Annotated in this window: 10 protein-coding genes and 1 tRNA gene; 6 read left to right on the forward strand and 5 right to left on the reverse strand. The window is 71.3% G+C overall.

What is annotated here, in order from left to right; all coding sequences use genetic code 11:
* Positions 1 to 135 precede the first annotated feature (135 nt).
* The 3 genes from AC2H6A_RS14750 to AC2H6A_RS14760 form a co-directional block, all read right to left on the reverse strand.
* A complete protein-coding gene (locus AC2H6A_RS14750; RefSeq protein WP_484274361.1) occupies positions 136 to 771 on the reverse strand; it encodes a phosphoribosyltransferase in 636 nt (211 codons plus the stop codon).
* 99 nt (positions 772 to 870) lie between these two features.
* A complete protein-coding gene (locus AC2H6A_RS14755; RefSeq protein WP_484274362.1) occupies positions 871 to 1845 on the reverse strand; it encodes an NAD(P)H-dependent flavin oxidoreductase in 975 nt (324 codons plus the stop codon).
* Between the two features lie 35 nt (positions 1846 to 1880).
* Positions 1881 to 2879, reverse strand: coding sequence for a Bug family tripartite tricarboxylate transporter substrate binding protein (locus AC2H6A_RS14760; RefSeq protein WP_484274363.1), 999 nt, complete (start codon positions 2877 to 2879; stop codon positions 1881 to 1883).
* Between the two features lie 191 nt (positions 2880 to 3070).
* Here AC2H6A_RS14760 and AC2H6A_RS14765 point away from each other — a divergent pair, with 191 nt between their 5' ends.
* Positions 3071 to 4027 carry a D-2-hydroxyacid dehydrogenase gene (locus AC2H6A_RS14765; RefSeq protein ID WP_484274364.1) on the forward strand — a complete coding sequence of 319 codons (957 nt, stop codon included), beginning with the start codon at positions 3071 to 3073 and terminating at the stop codon, positions 4025 to 4027.
* A gap of 69 nt (positions 4028 to 4096) precedes the next feature.
* Here AC2H6A_RS14765 and AC2H6A_RS14770 read toward each other — a convergent pair.
* Positions 4097 to 4183, reverse strand: a tRNA-Leu gene (locus AC2H6A_RS14770).
* An 89-nt stretch (positions 4184 to 4272) separates the two neighbouring features.
* Here AC2H6A_RS14770 and AC2H6A_RS14775 point away from each other — a divergent pair.
* Positions 4273 to 5040 (forward strand): SDR family NAD(P)-dependent oxidoreductase, encoded by a 768-nt coding sequence (locus tag AC2H6A_RS14775; RefSeq protein ID WP_484274365.1) that lies wholly within the window; start codon positions 4273 to 4275, stop codon positions 5038 to 5040.
* A 23-nt stretch (positions 5041 to 5063) separates the two neighbouring features.
* Here the strand turns inward: AC2H6A_RS14775 and AC2H6A_RS14780 are convergent, their stop codons facing one another.
* Positions 5064 to 5804: a PaaI family thioesterase gene (locus tag AC2H6A_RS14780; protein WP_484274366.1), complete on the reverse strand. Its 741-nt coding sequence runs from the start codon at positions 5802 to 5804 to the stop codon at positions 5064 to 5066.
* Positions 5805 to 5886: 82 nt separating this feature from the next.
* On the opposite strand from AC2H6A_RS14780, the gene queA reads away from it, so the two are divergent.
* From queA to secD, 4 genes are all read left to right on the forward strand, one after another.
* Entirely contained in the window at positions 5887 to 6924 is a 1038-nt protein-coding gene (gene queA / locus AC2H6A_RS14785; protein ID WP_484274367.1) for a tRNA preQ1(34) S-adenosylmethionine ribosyltransferase-isomerase QueA, read from the forward strand.
* Positions 6925 to 6938: 14 nt separating this feature from the next.
* A complete protein-coding gene (gene tgt, locus AC2H6A_RS14790; protein ID WP_484274368.1) occupies positions 6939 to 8069 on the forward strand; it encodes a tRNA guanosine(34) transglycosylase Tgt in 1131 nt (376 codons plus the stop codon).
* 54 nt (positions 8070 to 8123) lie between these two features.
* The gene (gene yajC, locus AC2H6A_RS14795; protein ID WP_484274369.1) at positions 8124 to 8459 is read left to right on the forward strand and encodes a preprotein translocase subunit YajC; all 336 of its coding nucleotides are present in this window, start codon (positions 8124 to 8126) and stop codon (positions 8457 to 8459) included.
* A 58-nt stretch (positions 8460 to 8517) separates the two neighbouring features.
* On the forward strand, positions 8518 to 10206 hold a 1689-nt coding region (gene secD / locus AC2H6A_RS14800; protein ID WP_484274370.1), incomplete at its 3' end, for a protein translocase subunit SecD.

Consider the following 10206-nt stretch of genomic DNA (forward strand, 5'->3'; position numbering starts at 1 on the left):
GCCGCGACGAACCGCTGCCATGGGCGAACAGCACCACGCCGGCGGGCTGCAGCGGCAAGGCGAGCTCCCCCTCCAGGAACCCGGCCGCGCCGGCGATGCGCACCAGGGCATTCTGCGCCACGCGGCGCGGGCCGTTCATGATGGCTCCCGCAGGCCGAGCAGCGCGGTCACCTCGGCATCGTCCACCTGCCGGAAATCGCGGTAGAAGGCGCCCACCGCGCCGAACAGCGCCGGGCGGTGCAGGCAGACCACCTCGTCGGCAAAGGCCGACACCGTCTCGAGGCTCTCGCGCGCGCCGACCGGCACCGCGCACACCAGCCGCGCCGGTGCCTGCGCCCGCACCGCATGCAGGGCCGCGATCATGGTCGCGCCGGTGGCAAGGCCATCGTCGACCACAATCGCGAGGCGGCCCGCGGCGTCCGCGGGCGGGCGGCCACCGCAGTAGGCCAGCCGCCGCCGGTGCAGCTCATCGAGCTGCCGGGCCCGCTCGCCGGCAAGGTAGCCGGGATCGGCGCCCACCTCGTGGGCATGGGGCGAGAGCCAGCACCAGCCGGTCTCGTCGACCGCGCCGACCGCGAACTCCGGCGAGAAGGGTGCGCGCAGCTTGCGCACCAGCACCAGATCGAAATCGGCGCCAAGCCGCTGCGCGATCCGCTGGCCCATCGCGACCGCGCCGCGCGGAATCGCCAGCACCAGCGCCTGGCGGTCGCGGTAATGCGCCAGCGCGGTGGCGAGCTGGTCGGCGGCGTCGAGTCGGTCCTGGAAGATCATGGCGGGCGGGGCACGGGGCACGCCTCCATTGGACGCGCCCCCACCCGGCGCCGCCTTGAGCGCGCGCATCGGCGGGTGCCGGTGCGCGCGCGGATGGACTCAGGCGACGAAACGCGCGAGCCGGCCGCGGATGATCGACTCGGCCTGCGCCATGATGCGATCGATCAGTTCCTTGACGGTGGGGATGTCATGGATGAGACCGGCCACCATGCCGCAGGACCAGGCGCCGGCATCCATCGTGCCGTCGAGCATGATCTTCGGATACACGCCCGCGACCTCGTCGATGATGTCCTCGAACTTGAGGTTGGCGCCGAGGGTCTTCTCCTTCTCGAGAAGGCGGTCGACCGCGGCATTGCGCAGCACGCGCTCGGTGTTGCGCAGCGGGCGCATCACCAGACGGGTGTCGAGCTCGCTGGCGGCCACGATCGCCTTCTTCACGTTCTCGTGCACCGGCGCCTCCTGGGTGGCAATGAAGCGCGTGCCCATGTTGATGCCGTCGGCGCCGAGCGACAGGGCCGCGGCCAGCGAGCGCCCGTCGGCCATCCCGCCGGAGGCCACGAACGGGATCTTGAGTTCGTCGGCAGCCCGCGGCAGCAGGATGAAGTTGGGGATGTCGTCCTCGCCCGGGTGGCCGCCGCACTCGAAGCCGTCGACGCTGACGGCGTCGCAGCCGATCGCCTCGGCCTTGAGTGAATGGCGCACCGAGGTGCACTTGTGGATCACCTTGACACCGGCCTCGTGCAGGCCGGGCAGCCACTTCTGCGGATTGTTGCCAGCGGTCTCGACCACCTTCACGCCGCCCTCGACGATCGCGCGGATGTAGCCGGGATAGTCGGGCGAAGAGACCGTGGGCAGGAAGGTGAGGTTCACGCCAAAGGGCTTGTCGGTCATCTCGCGGCAGCGCCGGATCTCGTTGGCCAGCGCCTCGGGCGACTTCTGGGTGAGCCCGGTGATGAGGCCGAGGCCGCCGGCGTTGGAGACCGCCGCGGCGAGCTCGGCGAAGCCGACATAGTGCATGCCGCCCTGGATGATCGGATGCTCGATGCCGAAGAGTTCGGTGATACGGGTTTTCATGACGAGGCTTTCGCGGGGTTGGAAGGGAAGAGGGGTCAGTCCACCTTGGCGCCCGAGGCCTTGACCACCGGCCCCCAGCGCCGCAACTCGTCCTGGATCATGGCGGCCATCTGCTCGGCCGTGCCGCCGACGATCTCGTAGCCGAGCTCGTTCATGCGCTTGACGAACTCGGGCGCGCGCACCGCCTTCTGGCCCTCGGCGTTGAGGCGCTCGATGATGTCGCGCGGCGTGCCCGCCGGCGCCGACAGGCCGAACCAGGCGGTGGACTGGTAGTTCGGGAAACCCGCCTCGATCATGGTCGGCAGATCCGGCAGGGCGGCGGCGCGCTTCGGACCGGTGGTGGCCAGCGCCTTGAGCTTGCCGGCGCGGATCTGCGAGATCGCCGACGGGATGTTGTCGAACATCAGCTGCACCTGCCCGCCGATGAGGTCGGTAAGGGCCGGCCCGCTGCCCTTGTACGGGATGTGCGCGATGTCGAGGTTGAGCATCTGCCGGAACATCTCGCCCGACAGGTGGATGGTCGACCCGCTGCCGCTCGAGGCGTAGCTGAACTTGCCGGGATTGGCGCGGATCAGCGCCACCAGTTCGGCCACGCTGCCGGCCTTCACCGAGGTGTTGACCACCAGCACGTTGGCGAAGGCTCCCATCACGATGATCGGTGCCAGGTCCTTGTTGGGGTCGTAGGTCAGCTTGGAGTACAGGAACGGGGTGATGCCATGCAGGCTGCTGGGCGAGACCACCAGGGTGTGGCCATCGGGGGTCGAGCGCGCCACGAACTCCGAGCCGATGTTGCCGCCGGCGCCGGGCCGGTTGTCGACATTGACCGGCTGGCCGAGCTGCCTGGTGAGCTCGGCGGCCATCGCGCGGCCGATGATGTCGGTGGCACCGCCAGGGGCGTAGGGCACCACCAGCCGGATCGGTCGCGCAGGCCAGGCCTGGGCGCGCGCCGGCGCACCGAGCAGGGCAGGCGCGGCAGCGGCCGCCATCACCAGGGCGCGGCGGCGGGAGAATCGGGATCGGGGCGGAATGTTCATCGCGAGGGACTCCTGGGTTGTCGGGCACGCCGGCGCGGCGGCGCGGGACGGTCGGGCAGCGCTGCGACCGGTCGGCCGGCGGCCATCATAGTCCGAGCGCCGCCACCCCGACGCGTGCGGGGGTTCGATCGGCCCGCCGCCGCGGGCTCGGGTTGACGCTGGCCGCGCCACGCGGCTATGGTCCGCCCACCATGAAGATCGTCCTCTGGCCCCGCTTTGCCCGCGCCCCGCTGCTCGACCATCTCGGTCGGGAGCCGGATTTCGACTGCCACCTCGTCGACGACGCCGACAGCCTGCGGGCCGCGCTCGACGGCGCCCGGGCCCTGGTCATGCCGGGCAGCTCCTACGACGCCCAGGTGGCGCGGGTGCTGCGCGAGCAGGCCGGCGCGCTGCGCTTCATCCAGCTGCTCACCGCCGGCTACGAGGGCTTGCTCGAGCACGGCGTGCCCGCGGGTGTGAGGGTGGCCAACGCCGGCGACAGCTGGTCGCCGGCCGTCGCCGAGCACGCCGTGGCGCTGATGCTGGCCATGGTCAAGTGCCTGCCGCTTGCCTTCTCGGCGCAGACCCGGCGCAGCTGGGACGCCGGCCGCATCGGCCCGCGGATGGGCACGCTGCAGGACCGCACCCTGGTCATCGTCGGCTGCGGCAGCATCGGGCGAGAAGCCGCGCGGCGGGCGCGCGGCCTGGGCATGCGGGTGATCGGGGTGGCGCGCACCGCGCGGCCGATGCCCGATGTCGACGAGGTGCTCGCCGCCGACCAGCTCGATGCCGCGCTCGGCCGTGCCGACATGGTGCTGGTGGCGGTGCCCTCCAGCCCGGCCACGCGGGGACTGATCGACGCCGCCCGCCTGGCCGCCTGCCGGCCGGGCGCGATGCTGGTCAATGTCGCGCGCGGCAATGTCGTCGATTCGGCCGCGCTCGCCCAGGCCCTGCGCAGTGGCCAGCTCGCCGCGGCCGGGCTCGATGTCACCGACCCGGAACCCCTCACGCCGGACGATCCCCTGTGGGACGCGCCCAATCTGATCATCACGCCGCATGTCTCGGGCTCCAGCGGCCCCGAAGGTCTGGCTCGCCTGGCCCGCACCGTGGCCGCGAACCTGCGCCGCGAGGTCGATGGCGAGACGCCCCACCATCTGATCGCGCTCTAGCCCCGGGGCACGCACGCAATCGACACCGCGCCAGGCAGCGGCATTGCGAACGACCAGGGACTCGAGGTGTGGTGCCGGAGGCGGGAATCGAACCCGCACTTCCTTTCGGAAACCGGATTTTGAGTCCGGCGCGTCTACCAGTTCCACCACTCCGGCACGGCATCGCAGACGGATTATGCGGATTCGGATGCCCGGCACCAAACCGGCGCTGGCTGCGCCGGGGGTGCCCCGGGTAGAGTCGGCGCATGAAGACACCCCATGATTTCTCGGGCCGCGTGGCGCTGGTCACCGGCGGCGCCTCGGGCATCGGCCTGGCCTGCGCCCACACCCTGGCCAGCGGTGGCGCCCGCGTGATGCTGGCCGACCGCCAGGCCGAGCCCGGCGAGGCCGCCGTCGCGCAGATCCGTCAGGCTGGCGGCGAGGCGCTCTTCGTGCCGGTGGAAGTGGCCGATCCGGCCTCGGTGCAGGCGATGGTCGACGCCACCGTGAAGGCCTTCGGGCGCCTGGACATCGCGGTCAACAACGCCGGCGTGGGTGGCGTTCGCCAGCCGGTGGCCACCCATGGCGTGGCCGACTGGCAGCGCATCATCGGCATCAACCTCACCGGGGTGTTCCTGTGCCTGCAGGCCGAGATCGGCGCCATGGTCGCTGCCGGCCACGGCGGGGCCATCGTGAACCTCGCCTCCATCCTCGGCTCGGTGGGTCTGGCCGGCACGGCCGCCTACACCGCCTCCAAGCATGGCGTGGTCGGCCTCACCCGGGTGGCCGCGCTCGACCACGCCGCCGACCGCATCCGGGTCAATGCCATCGGCCCGGGCTTCATCGAGACCCCGCTCATCAGCCGCGCCCTCGCCGACCCGGCGATGACCGAGCACCTGATCTCGCAGCATCCGATCGGACGCCTGGGCCAACCGCAGGAGATCGCCGACCTGATCGCATTCCTGTGCTCCGACCAGGCCTCGTTCATCACCGGCTCGTACTACACCATCGACGGCGGCTACACCGCGCGCTGACGCGGGCCGGCCGCGCGGCCCCATCAGCCGCGCGGCAGCATCCAGACCTGGCGCGAGCGCGCCAGCACCCGGCCCGCGGCGTCAAAGAGCGCCGAGCCGGCGTGCAGCTTGCGGCCCTCGGCCTCGATCGGCCAGCCGATCACCCGCAAGGGCTCACCCACCGGCACCGGGGCGTCCACCGCCACGGTCATGCGGCCGGTGACCAGCGGGGGCCCATCCACCAGCCGGTAGTTCCAGGCGATGCCCGCCGGGCAGTCGAGCGCGGCCCAGACGATGGGCTCGGGCACGCAGCCGCGGGTATCGGCCAGCGCGGCGTGCGGCGTCCAGTCGCTGGCCACCACCCCCGACTCGCCCACCGGCGAGGGCACGATGCGCAGGCCGTCATGAGGCTCGCGGCTCACGCCGCAGCCGAAGCAGGACAGGTAGCTGTTGCCGATGCGGCCGGCCGCCCGCAGGCGCCCCAGCGCCCCAGCGGCGGCCGCAGCCTGCGCGTCGGGCGGCTGGGGCACGGCGAGGGCGAGGGCAACGCCGCGGGCCTCGGCCAGCAGCCGGTCGTCATGCCACAGGCCCAGCGGCTCGGTGGCATCACCGCGCAGGGCGAGGGGCGTGTCGAGCGGCGGTGGGGCGCGCAGGGTGACCTCGACCGCCGGGGCAGGACCGCGCTGCGCGCGCAGGGCGATGGCCAGCAGGCCGGCAACATAGCCGCCATTGCCTGAGGCCGGCGGGCCGTTGAAACGGCGCGCAATGAGCAGGGTGTCCGACATGGGGAAGGATGACGACGGCAGCGGCCTGCGGCACTACCGCGGCCGGCCCAGTGTACCCTAGCGCCCGCCCGCCAGAGCCGACATGAAACTGTCCGATTTCGACTATGAACTGCCCGAGTCGCTGATCGCGCTGCACCCGCCGCGCGAGCGCAGCGCCAGCCGCCTGCTGGTGGTGCCGCCCGAGGGCGCGCTCGCCGACCGCCGCGTGACCGATCTGCCCCTCCTGCTGCGCGCCGGCGATCTGCTGGTGATGAACGACACCCGGGTGATCCGCGCCCGGCTCACCGGTGCCAAGGCCGGCAGCGGCGGCCGGATCGAGGTGCTGATCGAGCGCATCACCGGCACCCATGACGCCGTGGCGCAGATCCGGGCCAGCAAGACGCCGCGACCGGGTACGGTGCTGGCGCTGGGCGAGGCTCGCGCCACGGTCGGCGAACGGCTGGGCGAGTTCCACGCGCTGCACTTCGCCGAGCCGGTGGACGCGGTGCTGGCGCGCGAAGGCAGCCTGCCGCTGCCGCCCTACATCGACCGCCCTGTCGGGGCCGACGACGACGAGCGCTATCAGACGGTGTACGCGCGCGAGCCGGGTGCGGTGGCCGCACCCACCGCCGGCCTGCATTTCGACGCACCGCTGCTGCAGGCGCTGGCGCGGGCCGGTGTGGACACCGCCTTCGTCACGCTGCATGTCGGCGCGGGCACCTTCCAGCCGGTGCGGGTGGAGGAGGTCGCGGCCCACCGCATGCATAGCGAGCGCTACACCGTGCCCCAGGCCACCGCGCAGGCGATCGCCCGCACCCGCGCCGCGGGCGGACGGATCATCGCGGTGGGCACCACCTCGCTGCGCACCCTGGAGAGTGTGGCCGACGACCAGGGCCGGGTGCCGGCCTGCCAGGGCGAGACCGCGCTCTTCATCACCCCGGGCTGCCGGCTGAAGGTGGCCGACCTGCTCTTCACCAACTTCCACCTGCCGCGCTCCACGCTGCTCATGCTGGTGTCGGCCTTCGCCGGGGTGCAGCGCATCCGCGAGGCCTACGCCCACGCGATCGCGCAGCGCTACCGCTTCTTCAGCTACGGCGACGCGATGCTGCTCACGCGCGACGACGACGCGCTGGCCCACTGACACCGGTCGCCACCATGCTCCGATTCGACACCCTGGCCACCGACGGCCTTGCCCGGCGCGGCCGGCTCACGCTGAACCACGGCACGGTCGAGACCCCGGTGTTCATGCCGGTGGGCACCTACGGCGCGGTCAAGGCGATGAGCCCGGCCGAGCTCGAGACCGTGGGCGCGCAGATCATCCTGGGCAACACCTTCCACCTCTGGCTGCGGCCCGGGCTGAAGGTGATCGACACCTTCGGCGGCCTGCACCGGTTCAACGGCTGGCAGCATCCCATCCTCACCGATTCCGGCGGCTTCCAGGTGTTCAGCCTGGGCAGCATGCGCCGCATCAGCGAGGAGGGTGTGCGCTTCGCCTCGCCGGTGAACGGCGACCGGCTGCTGCTCACACCCGAGGAGTCGATGCGCATCCAGCGCTCGCTGAACTCCGACATCGCCATGATCTTCGACGAGTGCACGCCCTACGAGATCGACGGCGTGCCGGCCACCGAGGCGCAGGCGGCCGAGTCGATGCGGCTGTCGCTGCGCTGGGCGCGGCGCTCGCGCGATGCCTTCGATGCGCTCGGCAATCCCAACGCGCTCTTCGGCATCGTGCAGGGCGGCATGTTCGAGTCGCTGCGCGACGAGTCGCTCGCCGGTCTGGTCGACATCGGCTTTCACGGCTACGCGATCGGCGGCCTGTCGGTGGGCGAGCCCAAGGAGGACATGATGCGGGTGCTCGCGCACACCGCGCCGCGCCTGCCTGCCGCCGCACCGCGCTACCTGATGGGCGTGGGCACGCCGGAAGACCTGGTGGCGGGCGTGGCCTGCGGCGTCGACATGTTCGACTGCGTGATGCCCACCCGCAACGCGCGCAACGGCTGGCTCTTCACCCGCTTCGGCGACCTTCGCCTGCGCAACGCGCGCTTTCGCGAGGACACCCGCCCGATCGACGAGACCTGCGGCTGCCATGCCTGCCGCAACTTCTCGCGCGCCTATGTCCACCACCTGCAGCGGGTCGACGAGATCCTCGGCGCGCGCCTGGCCACCATCCACAACCTGCACTACTACCTGAGCCTGATGGGCGAGGTTCGCGAGGCGATCGCGCAGGGCCGCTTCGAGGCCTTCCGGCAGCGCTTCGCGCAGGACCGCGCCCGCGGCGTGGGATAAACGGCCGTCCGCACCGCGCGGTTATACTGCGCGGTTAGCTCCCGGAGAAAAGACATGCTGATTTCAACGGCCTATGCCCAGAGCGCGGGCGGCTCCACCGAACAGCAGCTGATGGGCTTCCTGCCGATCATCCTGATGTTCATCGTGCTGTACTTCCTGATGATCCGGCCCCAGATGAAGCGCGCCAAGGAACACCGCGGCATGCTCGAGGCCCTCAAGAAGGGCGACGAGGTGGTCACCTCGGGCGGCGTGGTCGGCAAGATCGCCAAGGTGGGCGAGTCCTACATCACGGTCGAGGTCGCCCGCGCCGGCGACAGCCCGATCGAACTGCATGTGCAGAAGGCGGCGGTGCAGACCCTGCTGCCCAACGGCACGATCAAGGCGATCTGAGCCTGCGCTGTCCCATCCACCGGCCGGCCTGCTCGGCCGGCGCCGCGCGAGTCCGCCCATGAACCGCTATCCGGTCTGGAAGTACATCATCATCGCCATCACGCTGGCGTTCGGTCTGGTGTACACGCTGCCCAACTTCTTCGGCGAGTCACCCGCCGTCCAGGTCTCCAGCGCCAAGGCCACGCAGAAGGTCGACGCGGCCATGATGTCGCGGGTGGAGGCCGCGCTGGGCAAGGCGGGCGTGCCGGCGGTTGGCGTGCTCTTCGACGGCAACTCCATCAAGGCGCGCTTTCGCGACACCGACTCCCAGCTCAAGGCCAAGGACGCCCTGCAGCGCGAGTTCAACCCCGACCCGGCCGATCCGGTGTATGTGGTGGCGCTGAACCTGCTGTCCGCCTCGCCCGACTGGCTCACCCGGCTGCACGCCCTGCCCATGTACCTGGGGCTGGACCTGCGTGGCGGTGTGCACTTCCTGCTGCAGGTCGACATGAAGCAGGCCATGAGCAAGCGCCTGGACGCCACCGCCGGCGAACTGCGCTCGCTGATGCGCGAGAAGAACCTGCGCCACGCCGGCATCACCCGGGCCGGCGAGACCATCGAGGTGCGCTTCCGCGACGAGGAAACCCGCACCCGGACCCGCAACCTGATCGCCGACAACCAGCCCTCGCTGCAGTCGGCCGATGCCGGCGACAGCGCCGAGCCGCGGCTGGTGGTGAGCCTGCGCCCGCCAGCCGCCAAGGAGGTGCTCGACAACGCGCTCAAGCAGAACATCACCACGCTGCACAAGCGCGTGAACGAGCTCGGCGTGGCCGAGCCGGTCATCCAGCAGCAGGGCGCAGACCGCATCGTGGTGCAACTGCCCGGCGTGCAGGACACCGCCAAGGCCAAGGACATCCTGGGCCGCACCGCCACCCTCGAGGCCCGGCTGGTCGACGGCTCCACCGAAGCCCAGGCCGCGCTCACCGGCGCAGGCCCGGTGCCCTTCGGCAGCGAGCTCTTCAAGGTCGGGCGCGGGGCACCGGTGGTGCTGCGCAAGCAGGTGATCTTCTCGGGTGAACAGCTCACCGGTGCGCAGGCCACCTTCGACGAGAACCAGCGGGCTGCGGTGGGCATCCAGCTCAATGACGGCGCCGGGCGGGTGCTGCGCGAGGTCTCGCGCGAGAACATCCGCAAGCCCATGGCGGTGGTGCTGTTCGAGCGCGGCAAGGGCGAGGTGCTCACCGTGGCCACCATCCAGGCCGAACTCGGCTCGCGCTTCCAGATCACCGGCATGGAAAGCCCGCAGGCCGCCAACGACCTCGCGCTGCTGCTGCGCGCCGGCGCGCTGGCCGCGCCCATGGAGATCATCGAGGAACGCACCATCGGCCCCAGCCTGGGCGCCGACAACATCAGCAAGGGCTTCAACAGCACGCTCTACGGCTTCCTCGCCATTGCGGTGTTCATGCTGTCGTACTACCTGCTCTTCGGCCTGTTCTCCACGCTGGCGCTGGCGGTCAACCTGCTGCTGCTGGTGGCGCTGCTGTCGCTGCTGCAGGCCACGCTCACCCTGCCCGGCATCGCCGCGGTGGCGCTCACCCTGGGCATGGCCATCGATGCCAATGTGCTGATCAACGAACGCATCCGGGAAGAGCTGCGCAACGGCATGCCGCCGCAGACCGCGATCGCCACCGGCTACGAGCGCGCCTGGGCCACCATCCTCGACTCCAACGTCACCACGCTCATCGCCGGCCTGGCGCTGCTGGTGTTC

It is taken from the genome of Quisquiliibacterium sp., from assembly GCF_982640115.1.